Raw genomic sequence first — 20,549 nt, 5'->3', positions numbered from 1 at the left:
TGATCCGGACGGCTCAGCGGCCGCCGCGGGCCCGGTTGCGGGGGTGGTCCCGGGCGGTGCGCTCGTTCCCGTGCCTGTAGGCGCCGGTCCAGCGAGCCATGACGAGCTGGGCGTCGCCGGACACCACCTCCGCCAGGAACTTCTCCGCCCGGCCGCCGCGCAGGGTTCCCGCGGGGCGGCCGTGGTGGGTGAGGGTGACGCTCGCGTCGCCGTGCTGCTCGTACTGGAATCCGGAAGGTCTCGGCATGGACGTATGGTGCCCGCCCCCGCGGTGCTATGTCGCGGGGATTTCGCGGTCAGTAGGGCCAGATCGGCGGGTCCGTGACGAAGTGGCCGCCGAGGTGGGCGTGGTCGGGGTTCTCCGGGTCCAGCTCGCCGTGCTCGGCGACGAGCTTCTCCGCGTACTGCTCGGAGTCGTCCTGCGGGTCGTAGCCGAGCGAGCGCGCGGTCGTCAGGTCCCACCACAGACGGGTGTTGTCGGACGAGCCGTGGACCACGGTGTGCCGGACGTCCTCGGCGGTCAGGGCCGCGTGGAAGAGGCGGGCTCCGTCGCCGGGGCTCATCCAGACGGAGAGCATCCGCACCGAGGTCGGTTCCATGAAGCAGGAGCCGATGCGCACGGAGACGGTCTCCACTCCGTGCTTGTCCCAGTAGAACTGGGCGAGGTCCTCACCGAAGGACTTCGACAGGCCGTAGAAGGTGTCGGGGCGGCGGAGGGTGTCGACGGGGATCAGCGGGTCGCCGGCGAGCGGGCGCGGTGTGTAGCCGATGGCGTGGTTGGAGGAGGCGAACACGATGCGCCCGACACCCTCCTCGCGCGCCGCCTCGTAGAGGTTGTAGGTGCCCTCGATGTTGGAGCGCAGAATCTTGTCGAACGAGGCTTCGAGTGAGATACCCGCGAGGTGGATGACCGCGTCGACGCCCCGTACGGCTTCCCGCAGTGCGGCCCGGTCGCCGAGGTCGGCGGTGACGGCGTCCGGTTCGCCCTCGATGGGGGTGACGTCGAAGAGCCGGAGGTCGTAGCCGTAAGCGGGGAGCAGCCCTCGCATCAGCGTGCCGAGGCCGCCGGCGGCGCCGGTGAGAAGGACGGTGCGGGGAGCTGGCATACGGGAATCTCCTCGGTGCGGGCGCAGGGCGCGTGCGCGGACGGTGCGGTGCTGTGCTGCGTGGGGCCGTACGGGAGGACAGCGGGGTGCGTGGGGCATGCGGGTGTCGCACGACCGACCGGTGCGTCAAACTCGTGGACGTCATTCACATGCGTGGACACGCTAAGAACTCGTGGCGGGCTGCGTCAAGTGTCGCTCGCTCCCGGTCGGTTCGTCCCGGGGTCGGGCGTTCATGTCTTGACCAGCGCAGCGCGGCTGCCTTAGCGTGGCGGCGTTCAGAAATATGGACACCGATCATAATTGTGCACGCCGGAATCTGCTCAGGGAGCGCCCGTGACCTCAGCCCCCCTTGCCGCCCGACTCACCGACGTCGCCGGGCCGCTCTTCTTCCCCGTCACCGCCTACGGGCCGGACGGCACCGTCGACCTCGACGCCTTTCGCGCGCACGTGCGCGCGGGGATCGACGCCGGCGCGGCGGCGGTCTTCGCCTGCTGCGGCACCGGCGAGTTCCACGCCCTGACGCCGGAGGAGTTCCGGCTCGTCGTCGGGGCGGCCGTCGAGGAGACCGCGGGGCAGGTGCCCGTGGTCGCCGGAGCCGGCTACGGCACGGCTCTCGCCGTCCAGTTCGCGAAGCTCGCCGAGGAGGCGGGCGCGGACGGGCTCCTCGCCATGCCTCCCTATCTCGTCGTCGCCGGCCAGGAGGGGCTGCTGGCGCACTACACCGCCCTCGCCGCCGCCACCTCCCTGGAGACCGTCGTCTACCAGCGGGACAACGCGGTCTTCACCCCGGAGACCGTCGTCGCCCTGGCCCGGACCCCCGGGATCATCGGCCTCAAGGACGGCTGCGGCGACCTCGACCTGATGCAGCGCATCGTCAGCGCCGTACGCACCGGACTGCCGGGCGAGGACTTCCTGTACTTCAACGGGCTGCCCACCGCCGAGCTCACCGGCCTCGCGTACCGCGGCATCGGCGTGACCCTCTACTCCTCCGCCGTCTTCGCCTTCGCCCCCGACATCGCCCTGGCCTTCTACCGGGCACTGGAATCCGGCGACGACGACCTGGTCAACGCACTGCTCGACCACTTCTACCGGCCGCTCGTCGAGCTGCGGGCCAAGGGCCGGGGATACGCGGTGTCGCTGGTGAAGGCCGCCGTCCGGCTGGAGGGCCTGGACGTCGGCCCGGTGCGCACCCCGCTCACCGAGCCGCCGGCCGAGCACGTCGAGGAGCTGGCCTCGATCATCGCGAACGGCCGCGCGCTGCTGGAGAAGTACCGCGCGGAGGAGGCGAAGTGAAGGCCTCCGCCTTCCTGTATCCCTGGGACGTCGTGGGGGACCCCGACGCCGCCTCGCGCCTCGCCGGACTCGGTGTCCAGCAGGTGACCCTCGCCTCCGCCTACCACTCCACCCGGGCCCTGACCCCGCGTCACCCGGACCGCCGGATCGTCACCGCCGAACACGCGGCGGTGCTCTACCCGCCGGATGCCGCGCGGTGGGCGGGGCGGGGCCTGCGCCCGTACAGGCAGTCCTGGGTGGCGGGGGACGACCCGTGGGCCGAGGCGGCCGGGGCCCTGGCCGGGGCCGGCCTCCAGGTGCACTCCTGGGTGGTGCTGGCGCACAGCTCCCGTATGGGCGCGGAGCATCCCGAGACCTCAGTGGTCAACGCCTACGGCGACCGCTATCCCTGGGCGCCGTGCATCGCCCGGCCCGCCGTCCACGCCTACCTGGTGGGCCTCGCGGCGGAGGCGGCCGTACGCCCCGGGGCGTCGGGCACCGAGCTGGAGTCGTGCGGCTGGTACGGCTTCGCCCATCTGCACGCCCACGACAAGGTCTCCGGGGTCGCGCTGGGGGACGCGGCGCAGTATCTGATGTCCCTCTGCTTCTGCGCCGACTGCCGTGCCGGGTACGCCTCGGCGGGCCTGGACGCGGAGGAGCTGCGGGCCGCCGTGCGCCGTGCCCTGGAACCGGTCTGGGCCGGGCAGGGGTCCGCGGAGCAGGGCTGGTCAGGGGTGGAGAAGCTGCTCGGCGCGGGCTTCGCGGACGCCACCCTGCGATGGCGCGGACAGGTGGCCAGAGGGCTCCAGGAGGCGGCGGTCGCCGCCGTGCGGGCCACGGCGGCGGGGCCGGACTTCCAGGTCCTGCTGCACGCCGACCCCGCCTCCTACCGCACCGGCGCCAACGTGGGCACGGACCCCGCCCACATCCTGTCCACGGCGGACGGGGTCGTGCTGCCCTGCACCGGGGGTGACGCGGCGCGCGAGGCGGTGCTCGGCCCGTTCGCGGGGCTGTCGGGGGTGCTGGCCGCGAATTTCAACGTGGTGAGCGGCATGGGCGGCAGCCCCGGCACGCTGGAGCGGGACGCCGCGCACGCGGCCTCGCTCGGCGCGGACCAGCTGCGCCTGTACCACGCGGGTCTCGCCTCCGGACCCGACCTGGACGCCGTCAGGAAGGCCCTCTCGGCGGTCCGCGGAGGCTGATCGCGGAACGTCTCCCACCCTCGACGCGCAGGTCCCCGGCATACGGCCGGGGGCCTGCGTCGTTTGCGCGCCCCGGCCGCGTGGCCGGACCGACAGGCGGTCGAGCCCCCGGGATCCGTGATCGGCGAACTTCTTTTGCCAGAAGCGTTGACGAAACATTCCCACCCCCTCTAGCTTCATCGCGTCGTACTTCGTACGTCATATATGAGACGCGATACGCGAGATGCGAGAGCTCTTCACCCATGACCTTTGCGCCTGCCCCGATTCCGTCCCGGACCCAGTACGTGCTGGAGGCGATCAAGCACGCCATCCTCACCGCACAGCTGAAGCCAGGACAGGCACTCGTGGAGACCGAACTCGCCGCGCAGTTCGGGGTGTCGAAGACGCCCGTCCGCGAGGCGCTGAAGACGCTCGCGGGCACCGGGCTCGTGGTCATGAGCCAGTACAAGGGTGCCACCGTGCGGCTCGTGGACGCGACCATGGCCCGGGAGGTGTACGACGTGCGCCTGCTCCTCGAACCGGAGGCGCTGCGCCGCTCCATCACCCGCAAGGTCTCGCTGGAAGCGGCCCAGGAGGCCCTGGAGCGCTCCGACTCGGCGGTCGACAAGGCGGACAGGTCGCTCGCCAACCGGGACTTCCACCGGGCCCTCTACCTGCCCTGCGGCAACCCGCTCCTCGCCCGGATGCTCGACGAGATCCGCGACCAGGCCGCCCTGGTCTCGACCGTGGCCTGGTCGGCGATCCCCTCCTGGGAGCGCGAGGCGGCCGAGCACCGCGAGATCCTGCGCCTCGCCCTGGCCGACGACGCGGACGCCGCCGCGGGGGCCCTGCACGACCACATCGCATCGTTCGTACGCCGTGCCTTCCCCGACGACGAAGACGGGGGTGACACGACGTGAACCACCAGCTGGACATGGATCACCAGCACCTCGACGAAAGGTCAGTCCGCATGGACTTCTCCCCGCTGAAGGCGGCCCTCGCAGACGTTGTGGCGATCCCGGTGACCCCGTTCGCCGAGGACGGCGGCATCGACATCCCGGCGCACCGCGCCCTGCTGCGACGGCTGCTCGACGGCGGCGTCCGCATCGTCACCCCGAACGGCAACACCGGTGAGTTCTACGCGCTCACCCCCGACGAGCGGCGGACCGTCGTCGAGCTCACCGTCGAGGAGGCGGGCGGCCGTGCCACCGTCCTGGCCGGCGTCGGCCACGACGTGCCGACGGCGGTGGCCGCGGCCGAGCACGCCAGGGACGCGGGAGCCGAGATGGTGATGGTGCACCAGCCGGTGCACCCCTACGTCTCGCAGGACGGCTGGGTCGACTACCACCGGGCCATCGCCGAGGCCGTCCCCGGGCTCGGCGTCGTCCCGTACGTCCGCAACCCGCTGCTCGCCGGAGAGCGCCTCGCCGAGCTCGCCGACAGCTGCCCCAACGTCATAGGTGTCAAGTACGCCGTCCCGGACGCCGCCCGCTTCGGCGCGTTCACCCGCGACGCCGGCCTGGAGCGCTTCGTGTGGGTCGCCGGGCTCGCCGAGCTGTACGCCCCCTCCTACTTCGCCACCGGCGCCACCGGATTCACCTCCGGACTCGTCAACGTCGCCCCCGGTGTCTCGCTCGCCATGATCGAGGCGCTCCGTGCGGGCGACTACCTCGCGGCGATGAAGGTCTGGGAGCAGATCCGCCGCTTCGAGGACCTGCGCGCCGACGCGCAGTCCGCCAACAACGTGACGGTCGTCAAGGAGGCCTTGGCCTCCCTCGGGCTCTGCCGCCGCGACGTACGCGCGCCCAGCAGGGTGCTGCCGGAGGCGCAGCGCGCCGAGGTCGCCTCCCTCGTCGCCGGGTGGTCGATATGACAGGCGCGGGAGGGCGCATCGCCCCCGAGGAGCTGCGCAGTCACCAGTGGTACGGCACGGACGGGCTCCGCTCCTTCAGCCACCGCGCCCGCACCCGGCAGCTGGGCTACCTCCCCGAGGAGCACCTGGGCAAGCCGGTCATCGCGATCCTCAACACCTGGTCCGACATCAACCCCTGCCACGTCCATCTGCGCGAGCGCGCGCAGGCGGTCAAGCGGGGCGTCTGGCAGGCGGGCGGTTTCCCGCTCGAATTCCCGGTCTCCACGCTCTCGGAGACCTTCCAGAAGCCCACCCCGATGCTCTACCGCAACATGCTGGCGATGGAGACGGAGGAGCTGCTGCGCTCCTACCCCGTCGACGGCGCCGTGCTGCTCGGCGGCTGCGACAAGTCCACTCCCGCGCTGCTGATGGGCGCCGCGTCCGTCGACCTGCCGACGGTCTTCGTGCCCGCGGGGCCGATGCTGCCGGGCCACTGGCGCGACGAGGTCCTGGGCTCCGGCACCGACATGTGGAAGTACTGGGACGACAAGCGGGCCGGTCTCATCGGCGACTGCGAGATGGCCGAGCTGGAGAACGGGCTCGCCCGCTCTCCCGGTCACTGCATGACGATGGGCACCGCCTCGACCCTGACGGCCGCCGCGGAGGCGCTGGGCGTCACGGTGCCGGGTGCCTCGTCCATCCCGGCCGTGGACTCCGGTCACGACCGGATGGCGGCACAGTCCGGGATCCGGATCGTCGAACTGGTGTGGCAGCAGCTGAAGCTGTCGCGGATCCTCACGGCGGACGCCTACGAGGACGCGGTCGCCACCGTCCTCGCGCTCGGCGGCTCCACCAACGCCGTCATCCACCTGATCGCGATGGCGGGCCGCTCCGGCGTGAAGCTCACCCTGGACGACTTCGACCGCATCGCCCGCACCGTGCCCGTCCTCGCCAACCTCCGCCCCGGCGGGAAGTACCTGATGGAGGACTTCCACTTCGCCGGAGGGCTCCCCGGCTTCCTGGCGCGGCTCACCGACGTGCTCCACCTGGACCGGCCCACCGTCACGCACACCACCATGCGCGAACAGCTGGACGGGGCGCTCGTCCACAACACCGACGTCATCCGGGAGCGGGACAACCCGCTGGCCCAGGAGGGCGGTGTCGCCGTCCTGCGCGGCAACCTCTGCCCGGACGGCGCGGTCATCAAGCACATCGCCGCCGAGCCCCACCTGCTGCGCCACACCGGACCCGCGGTCGTCTTCGACGACTACAAGGAGATGCAGCGCACCATCAACGACCCGGCCCTGGCCCTCACCCCGGACCATGTGCTGGTGCTCCGCAACGCCGGCCCCAAGGGCGGCCCCGGGATGCCCGAGTACGGCATGCTGCCGATCCCCGACTACCTGCTGAAGCAGGGCGTACGGGACATGGTGCGGCTCTCCGACGCCCGGATGAGCGGCACCAGTTACGGGGCCTGCGTCCTGCACATCGCGCCCGAGTCCTTCGTCGGCGGCCCGCTGGCCCTGGTCCGCACCGGGGACCTGATCACGCTGGACGTCGAGGCACGGCTGCTCCACCTCGACGTCTCCGACGAGGAGCTGGAGCTCCGCAGGTCCCGGTGGACCGAGCCGCCCGCCCGCTACGGGCGCGGTTACGGGGCGCTCTACCAGGACCAGATCACCCAGGCCGACACCGGCTGCGACTTCACGTTCCTGGCCCGGCAGGGAGAAGTGCCCGACCCGTACGCGGGCTGACCGGGCTAAGAGGATTCCGCGCACCGATCCGTCCGGGATACCGAACGGCATGCGGTAAGCGCTTGCACCATGCACCGAAAGCACGGCACATCCAGCACTTTCCAGAGATCGGAGACGCGTCATGGCCCAATCCGCAGCCGTGGCCACACCGCCCCCCAAGGGGAAGGCGTCCAAGCGCCGCTCGGCCACCCCCCGCCGACTGCCGTATCTGCTGATCGCGCCCGCGGGCCTGCTGATGCTGGGCTTCATCGCCTATCCGGTGATCAGCGTCTTCTACTACAGCCTCCAGGACTACAACGTCACCAAGCCGTGGCGGAACGGCTTCGCCGGCTTCGACAACTTCACCCGGATCTTCACCGAGGACGACCAGTTCTGGTCGACGCTCGGCTTCAGCGCCCAGTGGGTCTTCACCCAGGTGACCCTGCAGCTGGCGCTCGGCCTCGCTCTCGCGCTGATCGTCAACCAGAGCTTCATCGGCCGCGGGATATCCCGCGCCATGGTCTTCTCGCCCTGGGCCGTCTCCGGCGTCCTCACCAGCACCATCTGGATCCTGCTGTACAACTCCTCGACCGGCTTCAGCCGCTACCTCGCGGACGCCGGGATCGGTGAGTACGGCACCTCGGTCCTCTCCGACACCGGGACCGTCTTCTGGGCGGCGACCGTCTCCGAACTCTGGCGCGGAGTGCCCTTCTTCGCCATCCTCATCCTCGCCGACCTGCAGTCCGTCTCCAAGGAGCTGTACGAGGCGGCGTCGGTGGACGGCGCGGGCCGGATGCGGCAGTTCTTCCACATCACGCTCCCGCACCTGCGCGACGCGATCATCCTCGCCACCCTGCTCCGCGGGGTCTGGGAGTTCAACAACGTGGACCTGCTCTACACCCTCACCGGCGGCGGACCGGCGGGCGAGACCACCACGCTCCCGCTCTACGTCGCCAATACCGGCATCGAGGGCCACGACTTCGGGTACGCGTCCGCGCTCACCACCGTGGCCTTCGTGATCCTCCTGTTCTGCTCGATCGTCTATCTGCGCCTGAGCAAGTTCGGAGGCGACCACAAGTGACTGCCGCACTCGTAGAGAAGAACGGTGCCCGCACGGCGGGACCGTCCCGGGGGAACGACGCCCCGCCGCCCTCCTCGCACCGCCGCAGCAAGCGCGAGCGCGCCTTCGACGACGTACCGCGCTGGCAGATCTATGTGCCGCTCGGCATCTACCTGCTCTTCACGCTCATCCCGTTCTACTGGATGTTCCTCTTCGCCGTACGGCCCGCCGGCTCCACCTCCCTGGTGCCCTGGCCCATGACGGGGGACCACTTCTCCAAGGTCTGGAACGAGCGCAGCTTCGCCCTCTTCTTCCAGAACAGCATGATCGTCGGCGTCGCGACGCTGATCGCCACGACCCTGGTCGCGCTGGCCGGCGGCTACGCCCTGGCCCGGTTCGACTTCAAGATCAAGGGCGCCTTCATGCTGGCGCTGCTCTGCTCGCAGTTCATCCCGGGCGCCCTGATGCTCGTGCCGCTCTTCGAGATCTTCAAGAACCTCCAGATGATCAACTCCCTGGGCAGCGTCGTCATCGCGGAGACCGTCTTCCAGCTCCCGCTGTCGATCATCCTGATCAGCGGCTTCATCAAGAACGTCCCGGTCTCCCTCGAGGAGGCGGCCTGGGTGGACGGCTGCTCGCGCTTCAAGGCGTTCTGCGCCGTCGTCCTGCCGCTGCTGCGCCCCGGGCTGATCGCCGTCGGCTCCTTCGCCTTCGTCCACAGCTGGAACCACTTCCTGTTCGCCCTGATGTTCCTCAGCGAACAGGACAAGCAGACGATCCCGGTCGGCCTCAACACCCTCATCGGCGCCGACAGCGTCGACCTGGGGGCGCTGGCCGCGGGCGGAGTCATCGCCGCCGTACCGGTGGTCATCGTCTTCGCCTTCATCCAGAAGTGGCTCATCACCGGCTTCAGCGCCGGCGCCGTGAAGGGATGACGGACATGACCTGGAAGCTCCACTCCCGAGCCGCCGCCAGGACGGCCCGTGGGGCCGGGACGGCCCGCGTCGCCGCCGGGACGGCCCGTGGGGCCGGAGCGGGGAGGGCGGACCGATGAGCGCGACCACCCCCGTCCCCGTCGTCCTGGCCGGAGCCCGCGGCCACGGCCGCTGGCACCTCGCCAACATCCGCAGGCTCCAGCACCAGGGGCTGGTCCGGCTGGCCGGGGTCTGCGAGCTGAACCCGCTGACCGACGCCGAACTCGACCTGTTCGCAGGGGAGACGCCCGAGCAGTCCGCGGACTTCGGGGCCCTCCTGGACTCCACCGGCGCACGCGTCGCCGTCATCTGCACCCCCATCCCCACGCACACCGCGCTGGCCCTGACCGCGGCGTCCCGGGGCGTCCACCTCCTTCTGGAGAAGCCGCCGGCCGCGACCTGGGACGACTACGCCCGCATGGCCGAAGGGGTGCGGGCGGCGGGGGTCGCCTGCCAGATCGGCTTCCAGTCCCTCGGCTCGCACGCCGTGGCGGCGATCAAGGGCCTCGTGGCCTCCGGCGCGATCGGCTCCGTCCGGGGCGTCGGCGCGGCGGGTGCCTGGGTCCGCGACGACGCCTACTTCCGGCGGGCCCCCTGGGCAGGGCGCCGCAGGATGGGCGGGACCGACGTCGTCGACGGGGTGCTCACCAACCCCCTGGCCCACGCCGTCGCCACCGCACTCGAACTCGCGGGCCGTGGAACGGCCGAGGAGGTGGCGTCCATCGAGACCGAGCTCTTCCGGGCCCACGACATCGAGTCCGACGACACCAGCTGCGTCCGGATCACCACCACCGACGGGATGCCGGTCACCGTCGCGGTCACCCTCTGCGCCGAGGAGGCCGGCGAGCCGTACGTGATCGTCCACGGCGACCGCGGCCGCATCACCTTCTGGTACAAGCAGGACCGGGTCCTGGTCCAGCGCGCCGGACACGGCCCGGAGGAGGCCGTGCACGGACGGACCGACCTGCTGGAGAACCTCGTCGGGCACCTGGAGCACGGCACCGCGCTCCTCGTACCGCCGGAGCGCACCGGCGCCTTCATGCGGGTCCTGGAAGCCGTGCGCACCTCCCCCGAGCCCACCGCACTGCCTCCCACCGCCTGGCACACCCGGCCCGCCGACCAGGGGGACGGCGTGCGGCGCATCGTGCGCGGCATCGACGGGACCGTCGCCACCGCGGCCGACACCCTCACCCTCTTCTCCGAACTAGGCGCCTCCTGGGCGCGCCCCAGCGAGGTGAGCACCCCATGACCACCGCACTCCTCAGCTGCGCCGGACGCCCCGTCGGCCGCTACGGCTACCGGGACGGCGCGGCCGGCCGCCCCTATCTGCACCCCGTCACCACCCTCGCGGGCACCCCCGTCACCGAGGAGCGCCCGGCCGACCACATCCACCACCTGGGCGCCTCCGTCGCGGTGCCCGACGTGGCCGGACACAACTTCTGGGGCGGGCGCACCTACGTCCGCGGCCAGGGACCCACCGCACTCGACAACCACGGGACGCAGCGCCACCTCGGCTGGAAGCTCCGCGACCCGGACGGCTTCGTGGAGGAGCTCAGCTGGGAGGCCGGCGGCGCCGAGCTGCTGCGCGAGCACCGCACCGTCGCCACCGCCGAACTCTCCGCCGCCGCCTGGGCGCTGGACTTCTCCTTCTCGCTCACCAACCGCGGCAGCACGGACCTCTCCATCGGCAGCCCCGCCACCAACGGCCGCCCCGGCGCCGGATACGGCGGATTCTTCTGGCGCGCCCCCAAGGAGGCCGCGCCGCCCGCCGTCTTCAGCGGCACGCTCGACGGCGAGGAGGCCGTGCACGGCAGGGCCGCCGACTGGCTGGCCCTCGCCGGGGACGGCTGGACGCTCGTCTTCGCCGGCGCGACCGACGAGACCCGGCGCGACCCGTGGTTCGTGCGGACCACCGAGTACCCGGGCGTCGGCTCCTCGCTCGCCGCGGACCGGCGGCTCCCCGTCGCCGCCGGAGCCACCGTCGTGCGCAGGGTCGTCACCGTCGTCGCCGACGGACGCCTCGGCCGGGACACCGCGGCAGCCCTCGTCCGCAAGGCGGTCGCCGCATGACGATGCCCTGGAGATCCGACCTCGGGGACGGCACCTACCGCAACCCGGTCCTGAACGCCGACTGGTCCGACCCGGACGTCGTGCGCGTCGGCGACGACTACTACCTCACCGCGTCCAGCTTCGGCCGGGTCCCCGGACTGCCCCTGCTGCACTCCCGAGACCTGGTCAACTGGACCCTGATCGGCCACGCCCTCGACCGGCTCCGGCCCGACGCGGACTTCGCCGTGCCGCGCCACGACTGCGGGGTGTGGGCACCCTCGCTGCGCCACCACGCCGGACGCTTCTGGATCTTCTGGGGGGACCCCGACCACGGCATCCAGCAGATCAACGCCGAGGACGTCCGGGGCCCCTGGAGCGCGCCGCACCTCGTCAAGGCGGGGAAGGGCCTGATCGACGCCTGCCCGCTGTGGGACGAGGAGACCGGTGAGGCCTACCTGGTCCACGCGTGGGCCAAGTCGCGCTCGGGCGTCAAGAACCGGCTCACCGGCCACCGGATGAGCCCCGACGGCCGTGAACTCCTCGACGAGGGCGCGACCCTGATCGACGCCGACACGATCCCGGGCTGGTTCACCCTGGAGGGCCCCAAGCTCTACCGGCACGACGGCCACTTCTGGATCTTCGCCCCCGCCGGGGGAGTGGAGACCGGCTGGCAGGGTGCCTTCCGCTCCCGGACGTTCACCGGCCCCTACGAGGAGCGGGTCGTCCTCGCCCAGGGCGGCACCGAGGTCAACGGCCCGCACCAGGGCGGCTGGGTCAGGACCGAGGCGGGGGAGGACTGGTTCCTGCACTTCCAGGCCCGCGGAGCGTACGGCCGCGTGGTCCACCTCCAGCCGATGCGCTGGGGCGGGGACGGCTGGCCGGTCATCGGCGACGAGGGCGAACCCGTCCTCACCCACCGCAGCCCGAAGGCCCCGGAGCAGACCGCCGGGGCGCCGGCCTCCAGCGACGACTTCCCCGGCGGGCGGTACGGCCGTCAGTGGCAGTGGACGGCCAATCCGCGGCCCGGCTGGACGGTCGGCCACGGGGGTGACGGGCTGCGCCTCAGCTGCGTGCGGACCGCGTACGCGCACGATCTGCGGGCCCTGCCCAACGTCCTGGTGCAGCGGCTGCCCGCCGAGGAGTTCACCGTCGAGGTGGGCATCACGCTCGACACCGGCGAACCGGGTGCCAAGGCCGGGCTCGCCGTGCTCGGGGACGCCTTCTCGTGGATCGGCCTGGAGGCCGGGACCGACGGGACGGCACAGCTCGTCCACCGGTACGCCGAGACCGTCGCCGAGCACGAGCGGGACGCCGAGCACCCCCGCCCCGCACCCGGCGCCGCCGTCAGGGTCCGGATCGAGGTCACCCGGGGCGCCCGCTGCCGCTTCTCCGCAGACACCGGCGACGGTGCCGGATTCAGGGCGTCCGGACAGGTCTTCGCCGCCACCCCCTGGCGGTGGGTCGGCGCACTGCTGGGCCTCTTCGCCACCGCACCGGCCGGCTCGGGGCCCTCCGGCACCGCCGGTTTCACCGCGTTCCGCACCACCGGAAGACCTCGCACCGTCTGACCCCGCACCGCTGTATGGGAGCCGCAATGACGCACCTCCGTACCGAGCGCACCAGAGCGAGAACACCGTTCACCGCCTTCACCCCCGCCGCCCTCCCGCATGCGCGGAGCCACGGCGGCGGCCGTCGGAAACAGCTGCCACGGGGGCGTCCGGCACACCCGCCGGGACGACACACCGGCCGAGCCGGTCCGGTGCGGTCCCGTATCCCGGCACCGCACCGCGCACACCACTGACCTCCCCCCACGTACGCGTACAGATTCCGAGAGAGAAGAGCCGACATGAACATCTCGAAGACGCTCCGGGGGCGTGCCGCGACCGCGGTGTCCCTCACTGCGGTCCTGGCCCTCGGGGCCACCGCCTGTGGCGACGACGGCAGCGACTCCGGCACGGAGGGCAGCGGGAAGGGCGAGATCACCTTCTGGGACAACAACGGTGGCCCGCGCACCGCGATCTGGACCGAGATCATCAAGGACTTCGAGAAGAAGAACCCGGACATCGAGGTCAAGTACGTCCCGATCCCGATCGCCGACGTCCAGTCGAAGTACGACACGGCCATCGCGGGCGGCGGGCTCCCCGACGTGGGCGGTGTCGGCACCGCGTACCTGGCGAACATGGTCTCCCAGGAGGCCCTGGAGCCGGTCAACGACCGGCTGGACGGGTCGCCGCTGAAGGGCAAGCTCGTCGAGGGCATGGTCGAGAGCGTCAGATCCGCGGCCGGACGGGGCGACGACCTGTACTCCGTGCCCACCTCGGCCAACAACGGCGCGCTCTGGTACCGCACCGACCTGTTCGAGAAGGCCGGCCTGGACGCACCCACCACCTGGCCCAAGTTCTACGAGGCCGCCGACAAGCTGACGGATGCGAAGAGCAACAAGTTCGGCTACACCATCCGCGGTGGCGCGGGCTCCATCGCCCAGGCCCTGGACGCGATCTACGGGCAGACCGGCATCACGGCCTTCTGGGACGGCGAGAAGACCACACTGAACGACCCGAAGAACGTCGCGGCACTGGAGAAGTACGCCGCCCTCTTCAAGAAGACGACGCCCTCCGCCGACGTCAACAACGACTTCACCAAGATGGTCGCCCAGTGGGACTCCGGCACCATCGGGATGCTCAGCCACAACCTCGGCTCCTACCAGGACCACCTGAAGGCCCTGGGCGAGGAGAAGTTCGCCGGGATACCCGCGCCCATCGGGGAGGGCGGCACCCGCGTCCAGGTCTCCAACCCCGTCGACGGCCTCGGTCTCTTCCGGTCCAGCAAGAACAAGAACGCGGCCTGGAAGTTCATCGAGTTCGCGGCCTCGCACGAGTCCAACAGCAAGTGGAACGAGTCCGCGGGCGCCATTCCGGCCAACACCGAGGCGGCCAAGGACCCGTGGATCGGTGAGACGGAGCCGACCGCGCTCGCCGCGAAGGCCCTCACCGACGGATCCACCAAGATCGTCGACCTGCCGTACTACCTGCCCGACTGGAACAACATCAGCAAGGCCGACAACGAGCCGGAGTTCCAGAAGCTGCTCCTCGGCAAGATCACGGCCGAGGCGTTCCTGGACAAGATGGCCGAGGAGCTGAACGCCGCCCAGAAGGAGTGGAAGGAACTGGGCAACGGCTGACCCCGGCCGTCGTAGCCGGCCCCACCCCCATGAACCGGGGGACCGGCGGCGGTCCGGGTCGCACCCCGCCGCCGGTCCCTCTTCCAGCGCACCACCACACGTTTCTCCTCCGAGAGAGGCAGTCGACCTGTGTCACTCACCCGTAGACGGACGGCGGCCGCGCTCCTCGCGCTGCCCCTCGCCCTCTCCGCCACACCCGCGCTCGCCCACGGCGGCGGGGGCGGGCCCCGACCCCGTACGCTCCACATCGCCGGTGACTCCACGGCCGCCCAGAAGTACGCCGACGCCGCGCCCGAGACCGGCTGGGGCATGGCTCTCCCGTTCTTCCTCGGCCGCGGCCTCACCGTCGCCAACCATGCTATGAACGGCCGGAGTTCGAAGAGCTTCATCGACGAGGGCCGTCTCACCGCCCTCCTGGAAGGCGTCCGTCCGGGTGATCTCGTCCTCATCCAGTTCGGTCACAACGACGAGAAGACCGAGGACCCGGCCCGCGGCACCGACCCGTACACCACCTACCAGGAGTACCTGCGCCAGTACGTCAGGGGCGCCCGCGCCCGGCGCGCCGAGCCCGTGCTGATCACCCCGGTCGAACGCCGGCGCTTCGCCGAGGACGGCACGGCGAAGCCCACCCACGGGGAGTACCCCGCCGCGATGCGCGCCCTGGCGTCCGAGGAGGGTGTGGCCCTGATCGACGTCCAGGCACTGTCCCTCGCCCGATGGCAGGAGCTCGGCCCGGACGGCACCGAGGCGTACTTCAACTGGCTGGAGCCCGGCGAGTCGCCGAACTACCCCGACGGCAAGCAGGACAACACCCACTTCCGTCCGGACGGCGCCGTCGACGTCGCCAGGACGACGGCCCGCGCCCTGCTGCACGGGCGCGTGCTCGCCCCGCGTGACCTCCGCCGCCTCGACGAGACGGTGCCCGGGAGCCGGATCACCTGGCCGCAGGCCTGATCCCCGCTCCTCGCTCTCCTCCACATCCCATTCCCCGTACGACAGTTAGGGATCCGCCATGCCCGCACGCATGAGACACGTCCGCGCCATCGCCGTGGTGATGGGCACTGCCTCGCTCGCCCTCGCCGTGAGCGTCCCCGCCCAGGCCACCACCCACCACGGCAAGGGCATCGAGCGCTCCGTGCTCCCGGCCGGCGACGGCTGGGCCTCCGCCGACGGCTCCACCAGGGGCGGCGCGGACGCCACCCCCGAGCACGTCTACACCGTCACCAACCGGGCCGAGCTCATCGCCGCCTTCGAGGACGCCGGGGACGCACCGAAGATCGTCAGGATCGCCGGCACCGTCCACGGCAACTCCGACGCCGCGGGCACCCCGATCGGGTGCGAGGCGTACCAGCAGGGCGGCTACACCCTGGAGAAGTACCTCGCGGCCTACGACCCGGCCGTCTGGGGCACGGACGAGGTCCCCTCGGGGCCGCTGGAGGACGCCCGTGTCGCGTCCGCGAAGCTGCAGGCCGCCGCGGTCAACGTGAACGTCCCGTCCAACACCACGCTCGTCGGCGTCGGCAAGGACGCCACGATCATCGGCGCCAGCCTCCAGGTGAAGAACGTCTCCGACGTCATCGTCCGCAACATCTCCTTCGAGGACACCTACGACTGCTTCCCGCAGTGGGACCCCACCGACGGTGACCTGGGTGCCTGGAACTCCGAGTACGACAACCTCGTCGTCCACGGCTCCAGCCACGTCTGGGTCGACCACAACACCTTCGGCGACGGCGACCGCCCCGACGCCGACCAGCCCCACTACTTCGGGCAGGTGTACCAGCAGCACGACGGCCTCTTCGACATCGTGCGCGGCGCCGACCTGGTCACCGTGTCGTGGAACGTCCTCAAGGACCACGACAAGACCATGCTCATCGGCAACAGCGACGGTGCCGGGGCCAGCGACCGGGGCAAGCTCCGCGTCACGCTGCACCACAACCTCTTCAAGGACGTGAAGGAGCGCGCGCCCCGCGTCCGCTTCGGCCAGGTCGACTCGTACAACAACCTCTTCGTCGCCGGCAGGGGCGCCGCCTACGGCTACACGTACGGCATCGGCGCCGAGTCGAAGCTCGTCGCCGAGCACAACGCGTTCACCGTGCCCTCCGGCTTCGACAAGGCGACCATCCTCAAGAAGTGGTCCGAGTCCTCCCTCACGGCGGGCGACAACTACGTCAACGGGCGGAAGACCGACCTGATCGCCGTGCACAACGCGGGCGTGCCCGCCGAGCAGCTCACCGAGGGCGCCGGCTGGACCCCGACGCTGCGCACCGCGGTCGCCCACCCGCTCGTCGTCCCGCTCCTGGTGGGCCTCGGCGCGGGAGCCGGCAAGCCGCTGGTCCGCTGACCCCACCCCCCCGGAACCGGCCGGAGCGGCACCGCACCCTTCCACCACCCCGGAAGGCGCCGCTCCGGCCCGCTCATCCACGCAAGGAGTACCGCCATGCCCAGCAGACGCAGCGCCCTGACCCTGCTCGCGGGGGCGGGCGCCGCCCTCGCCCTCGGCACACCCACCGCCCACGCCCGGCCGCCGCGCCCGCGGCACCCCTTCGGTCGCCACGGCTCCCCGTCGCGCCGCCCGGACGCCCTGACGCTGTACGTCGATCCGCACGGCAGGGGCGACTTCACCGACGTACGGTCCGCCCTCGACGCGGCCACCGGCCCGGGCCGCACCCTGGTGATCGCCCCCGGCACCTACCGGGGGAAGCTCTCCGTCCCCGCCGACCGGACCGGCCTCACCCTGATCGGTGCGAGCGGCGACCCGCGCGACACCGTCCTCGTCCACGGCGACGCGGCCGGGACCCCGAAGCCCGACGGCTCCGGCACCCTGGGGACCAGCGGATCCGCCTCCGTCACCGTCCAGGCCGCGGACTTCACGGCCCTGGACGTGACCTTCGCCAACGACTGGCTGCGCTCCGACAACCCGGAGTACACCGGCACCCAGGCCGTCGCGATCAAGGTGCAGGGCGACCGCTCGGCGTTCTACGGCTGCCGCTTCCTCGGCCACCAGGACACCCTGTACGCCGACACGCTCGCCCTCACCGCCTTCGCCCGCCAGTACTACCGCGACTGTTCCGTGGAGGGCGACGTCGACTTCGTCTTCGGCCGCGCCACGGCCGTCTTCGACCGCTGCAGCTTCCGCACCCTGACCCGCACCGACCTGGCGTCCGCCCCGTACGGCTTCGTCTTCGCACCCAGCACCGCCGGAGCCAACCCGCACGGCTACCTGGTCCAGCGCTCCCGGATCACCGGCAACGCTCCCGACGGCTACTACAAGCTGGCCCGCCCCTGGGTGCCCTCCTCGGACCTCACCGCGCACCCGATGCTGACCGTCCGCGACAGCCACCTGGGTGCGGGCATCGACGCGGTGACCCCGTACGGCACGATGTCCGCGGGCTTCCCCTGGCAGGACCAGCGCTTCGCGGAGTACCGCAACACCGGCCCCGGCGCACGCGTCACCGTGCCCGGCAACCGCCCGCAGATGACCGCCTCCGAGGCCCGCGCGCACACCCCGGCGGACTACCTCGGCGACTGGCGCCCCTGGGCGTGACCCCCGGGACCACCCGGCGGAGAGGCGCTGCCGCGCCGGGAGGAGGTCTCCCGGCGCGGGGGCCACCGGGGGGAAGCCCTCCGGCGCTCTGCGTCACGCCACCGCGGGCACCGTGCGCGGGCCGCCGTCCAGGCTCACCGGGTGGTGGCGCAGCCCCGTCGGGGCCAGCCAGTCGAACTGCCGGTAGGCCGCCGGTCCCAGGCCCAGGCCCTCGGCCAGCTGCTCGCGCAGGCGGTTGGAGGCGAAGGCACCGATGACGTTCATCTGGGCGTCCCGGTAGTGGCGCTCCACCTCGTGGCCCTGGGTCACGCCGAACGCCCCGTGTATCTGCACCGCCCGCTGGGTGATCTCCACGGCGAGCTCGGTGGCGTACACCTTGAGCATGCCGATCAGCTGCCGCGCCGGGTTGCCCGAAGCACGCTCACGCAAGGCCCGGCGGGCGAGTGTCCGGGCCGCGTCCAGCTGCGCCCGGGAATCGGCCAGCTGGGCCTGGACCCCCTCCATGTGCGCCAGGGCGCGCCCGAAGGAGACCCGCGCCTGGGCGTGGCGCACCGACGCCGTGAGCGCCGCCTCGGCGGTCGCGATCGCCGCGATCGACACCAGCAGCCAGCCCCACGTCATACCGTCCGACAGCGCCTGGAACGGGACCGGGACGACGTCCGCCTCGGGGACGTACGCGTCCGAGAAGACCAGCCCGCCCCACGGCATCGCACGCAGGCCCATGTGCGGGGTCTCGTAGCGCTGCACCCCCGGCCGGCGCAGGTTCACGAAGGCCAAGCACCAGTCGGGGCCGTCGTCACCGGGGCCCTTGTCGCGGCGGGCCAGGGTCACGGACAGGTCCGCGGTCGGGGCGTTGGTGATACGGGACTTCTCGCCCCGGATGACGTACCCGCCGCCGGGCCGGCCCGACGGGCGGACCGTGGTGCGGTACGTGCTCGCGTCGCTGCCGGCCGTCGGCTCGACGATGCCGAAGCAGGCCGTCTGCTCGCCGGACAGCAGCGGGCGCAGCAGCCGCTCGTGCTCGCGGAGACTGCCGTACGTGGCGATGAGACTGCCGCACAGCAGTGCGGACACCGTCGCGGACCAGTACGTACCCGAACAGGCCCTGGCCAGCGCCTCCATGGCGTCGAACCGGGCGTCGGCGTCGGCGCCGGAGCCGCCGGCCTCCGCCGGGTGGAACAGCCGCAGATAGCCGCTGTCGACCAGTTCCTCCCAGTTCGCGGCCGGTATCCGGCCTTCGGTGTCGGTGGCCGCGGCCCGGGACGCGATGCCCGGGAAGGCCGGCGTGCTGTCGTCGGAGCGGGGGTGTTCGTTCATGGTCATCTCCTTCAGCCGAGTCCGAGCATGGAAGCCGCGACGACGGGACGCAGCACCTGCGCGCCTCCGCCGGTGCGGGACAGGAACAGGGCGTCGCGGTACGCCCGTTCGGCGAGGCCGTCGCCCGTCCCGGCGAGAGGCCCGATCAGGCCGGCCGCCGCCCGGGTGACCCGTTCCGCCGCGCCGGAGACGAACAGCCGTGCGGCGGCTGCCTCCTGGAGCGGAAGCGCGCCGCCGTCGTCGAGCCGCGAGGCGGTCCGGCGCAGCAGGCCCTCGGCGAGTTCGACCTGGGTGACGAGGTCGGCGAGTGCGAAGCGGGTGGCCTGGTCGTCGGCGAGCGGGCGGCCGAACAGCTCCCGGCCGCGCGCGGCCTCCAGGGCGTCCCGGGCCAGGGCGCGCATGACGCCGAGCCAGGGCGCACTGCAGTACACCCAGTCCAGAACCGCGAGCAGCGGCTCCACCTCGGTGGCGGCGCCCTCCACCGCGCCCAGGACCGACCCGTCGTCCACGTGGGCTCCGTCGAGCAGGAGCTGTCCCCAGGGGCAGGTGTGCATGGCCGCCGGGCCGCCCTCGGTGACCAGCAGGCCCGGCGTGGCCCGGTCCACCAGGAAGGCGGTGCGGCCGCCGCCCCGGTGTGCGGCGACCACCAGGAAGTGGTGGGCGACGGGCGCACCGGCCACCAGGTCCAGACGGCCCGTCAGGAGCCAGCCGTCCTGTCCTGCGGGTGCGGGGCGGGCGGTGACGGCCGGGGCGGTGGCGCCGCCGTGCGTCTGGTGCAGCGACAGTGCGCCGAACCACTCGCCGGAGGCCATGCGCGGCAGGTAGCGCTCGCGCTGGCGCGGTGTGCCGTGGGCGCGCAGAGGGACGGTCGTCAGGACCGCATGAACGGCCACGGCCAGGGCCAGCCCGGGATCGCGGGAGCCCTCGGCGAGCCCCTCGAGCAGGGCCAGCGCCTCGGCGGCGGTGCTGCCGCCGCCTCCCAGGGGCGCGGGCACGAGGGGGCCGGCCAGGGAGGGGCCGGGTTCCGTGCGCGCCAGACCGGCGAACAGTGCGGGGTCCCAGGCCCGGTCGCGGTCGCGCCGGGCCGTGGTGGGCCAGGCGAGCCTGCCTGCGAGCTCTCGGGATCGTGCGAGCGGTCCGGGGCCGCCGGCCGCCTCCGGGTCCGTACGGAGTTCGGGCTGTGCGAGCACCATTGGATCTCCCCTCGTTCACGGGGCCTTCCCGGCCCCGGCGTGCACGGGTGTCGAAAAGGACGTCCTTGAATTCGCGTACGTGGAATT

18 protein-coding genes are annotated in these 20,549 nt (G+C 72.1%); 14 read left to right on the top strand and 4 right to left on the bottom strand.

All coding sequences use genetic code 11. From position 1 onward, the window contains the following. Positions 1-13: 13 nt before the first annotated feature. Complete coding sequence (locus ACFUNE_RS25900) at positions 14-247, bottom strand: hypothetical protein (RefSeq protein WP_383572690.1); 234 nt, start codon at positions 245-247, stop codon at positions 14-16. Between the two features lie 49 nt (positions 248-296). Continuing rightward, positions 297-1,106 (bottom strand): NAD-dependent epimerase/dehydratase family protein, encoded by an 810-nt coding sequence (locus ACFUNE_RS25895; protein ID WP_383572687.1) that lies wholly within the window; start codon positions 1,104-1,106, stop codon positions 297-299. A gap of 333 nt (positions 1,107-1,439) precedes the next feature. Between ACFUNE_RS25895 and ACFUNE_RS25890 the strand changes: the two genes are divergently transcribed. The 14 genes from ACFUNE_RS25890 to ACFUNE_RS25825 all read left to right on the top strand — a co-directional run bounded on the left by ACFUNE_RS25890 (position 1,440) and on the right by ACFUNE_RS25825 (position 17,952). Next, positions 1,440-2,399 (top strand): 5-dehydro-4-deoxyglucarate dehydratase, encoded by a 960-nt coding sequence (locus tag ACFUNE_RS25890; RefSeq protein WP_383572684.1) that lies wholly within the window; start codon positions 1,440-1,442, stop codon positions 2,397-2,399. After that, complete coding sequence (locus ACFUNE_RS25885) at positions 2,396-3,580, top strand: hypothetical protein (protein WP_383572681.1); 1,185 nt, start codon at positions 2,396-2,398, stop codon at positions 3,578-3,580. The genes ACFUNE_RS25890 and ACFUNE_RS25885 overlap by 4 nt, the downstream gene beginning before the upstream one ends. Positions 3,581-3,822: 242 nt before the next feature. After that, positions 3,823-4,479 (top strand): GntR family transcriptional regulator, encoded by a 657-nt coding sequence (locus ACFUNE_RS25880; protein ID WP_376370738.1) that lies wholly within the window; start codon positions 3,823-3,825, stop codon positions 4,477-4,479. Positions 4,480-4,529: 50 nt separating this feature from the next. After that, complete coding sequence (locus ACFUNE_RS25875; protein WP_383572952.1) at positions 4,530-5,432, top strand: dihydrodipicolinate synthase family protein; 903 nt, start codon at positions 4,530-4,532, stop codon at positions 5,430-5,432. Continuing rightward, positions 5,429-7,165 carry an L-arabinonate dehydratase gene (gene araD, locus ACFUNE_RS25870; RefSeq protein ID WP_383572677.1) on the top strand — a complete coding sequence of 579 codons (1,737 nt, stop codon included), beginning with the start codon at positions 5,429-5,431 and terminating at the stop codon, positions 7,163-7,165. The genes ACFUNE_RS25875 and araD overlap by 4 nt, the downstream gene beginning before the upstream one ends. 121 nt (positions 7,166-7,286) lie before the next feature. After that, positions 7,287-8,225, top strand: a complete 939-nt coding sequence (locus tag ACFUNE_RS25865) for a carbohydrate ABC transporter permease (protein ID WP_383572674.1) — start codon at positions 7,287-7,289, stop codon at positions 8,223-8,225. Continuing rightward, the gene (locus ACFUNE_RS25860) at positions 8,222-9,139 is read left to right on the top strand and encodes a carbohydrate ABC transporter permease (protein WP_383572671.1); all 918 of its coding nucleotides are present in this window, start codon (positions 8,222-8,224) and stop codon (positions 9,137-9,139) included. Before ACFUNE_RS25865 ends, ACFUNE_RS25860 begins: the two co-directional genes overlap by 4 nt. A 115-nt stretch (positions 9,140-9,254) precedes the next feature. After that, a complete protein-coding gene (locus ACFUNE_RS25855; RefSeq protein WP_383572668.1) occupies positions 9,255-10,427 on the top strand; it encodes a Gfo/Idh/MocA family protein in 1,173 nt (390 codons plus the stop codon). Further along, positions 10,424-11,248: a PmoA family protein gene (locus tag ACFUNE_RS25850; RefSeq protein ID WP_383572665.1), complete on the top strand. Its 825-nt coding sequence runs from the start codon at positions 10,424-10,426 to the stop codon at positions 11,246-11,248. The genes ACFUNE_RS25855 and ACFUNE_RS25850 overlap by 4 nt, the downstream gene beginning before the upstream one ends. Beyond that, positions 11,245-12,795, top strand: coding sequence for a family 43 glycosylhydrolase (locus ACFUNE_RS25845; RefSeq protein WP_383572662.1), 1,551 nt, complete (start codon positions 11,245-11,247; stop codon positions 12,793-12,795). Before ACFUNE_RS25850 ends, ACFUNE_RS25845 begins: the two co-directional genes overlap by 4 nt. Positions 12,796-13,073: 278 nt before the next feature. Continuing rightward, on the top strand, positions 13,074-14,408 hold the full coding sequence (locus tag ACFUNE_RS25840; protein ID WP_383572659.1) for an ABC transporter substrate-binding protein: 1,335 nt from the start codon (positions 13,074-13,076) through the stop codon (positions 14,406-14,408). Between the two features lie 129 nt (positions 14,409-14,537). After that, on the top strand, positions 14,538-15,362 hold the full coding sequence (locus tag ACFUNE_RS25835) for a rhamnogalacturonan acetylesterase (RefSeq protein ID WP_383572656.1): 825 nt from the start codon (positions 14,538-14,540) through the stop codon (positions 15,360-15,362). A gap of 58 nt (positions 15,363-15,420) precedes the next feature. Continuing rightward, positions 15,421-16,749, top strand: coding sequence for a polysaccharide lyase family 1 protein (locus ACFUNE_RS25830; protein ID WP_383572653.1), 1,329 nt, complete (start codon positions 15,421-15,423; stop codon positions 16,747-16,749). 96 nt (positions 16,750-16,845) lie between these two features. Continuing rightward, positions 16,846-17,952, top strand: coding sequence for a pectinesterase family protein (locus ACFUNE_RS25825; RefSeq protein WP_383572650.1), 1,107 nt, complete (start codon positions 16,846-16,848; stop codon positions 17,950-17,952). A gap of 93 nt (positions 17,953-18,045) precedes the next feature. On the opposite strand, the gene ACFUNE_RS25820 is transcribed toward ACFUNE_RS25825, so the two are convergent. Beyond that, positions 18,046-19,269 (bottom strand): acyl-CoA dehydrogenase family protein, encoded by a 1,224-nt coding sequence (locus tag ACFUNE_RS25820; protein ID WP_383572647.1) that lies wholly within the window; start codon positions 19,267-19,269, stop codon positions 18,046-18,048. A gap of 11 nt (positions 19,270-19,280) precedes the next feature. Then, entirely contained in the window at positions 19,281-20,462 is a 1,182-nt protein-coding gene (locus ACFUNE_RS25815) for an acyl-CoA dehydrogenase family protein (RefSeq protein WP_383572644.1), read from the bottom strand. Positions 20,463-20,549 lie beyond the last annotated feature (87 nt).

This window comes from Streptomyces sp. NPDC057287 (assembly GCF_042667905.1).
Taxonomy (GTDB): Bacteria; Actinomycetota; Actinomycetes; order Streptomycetales; family Streptomycetaceae; genus Streptomyces.
The sequence above is the reverse complement of the archived record's forward strand: the minus strand, read 5'-3'. Positions and strand labels throughout refer to the sequence as shown.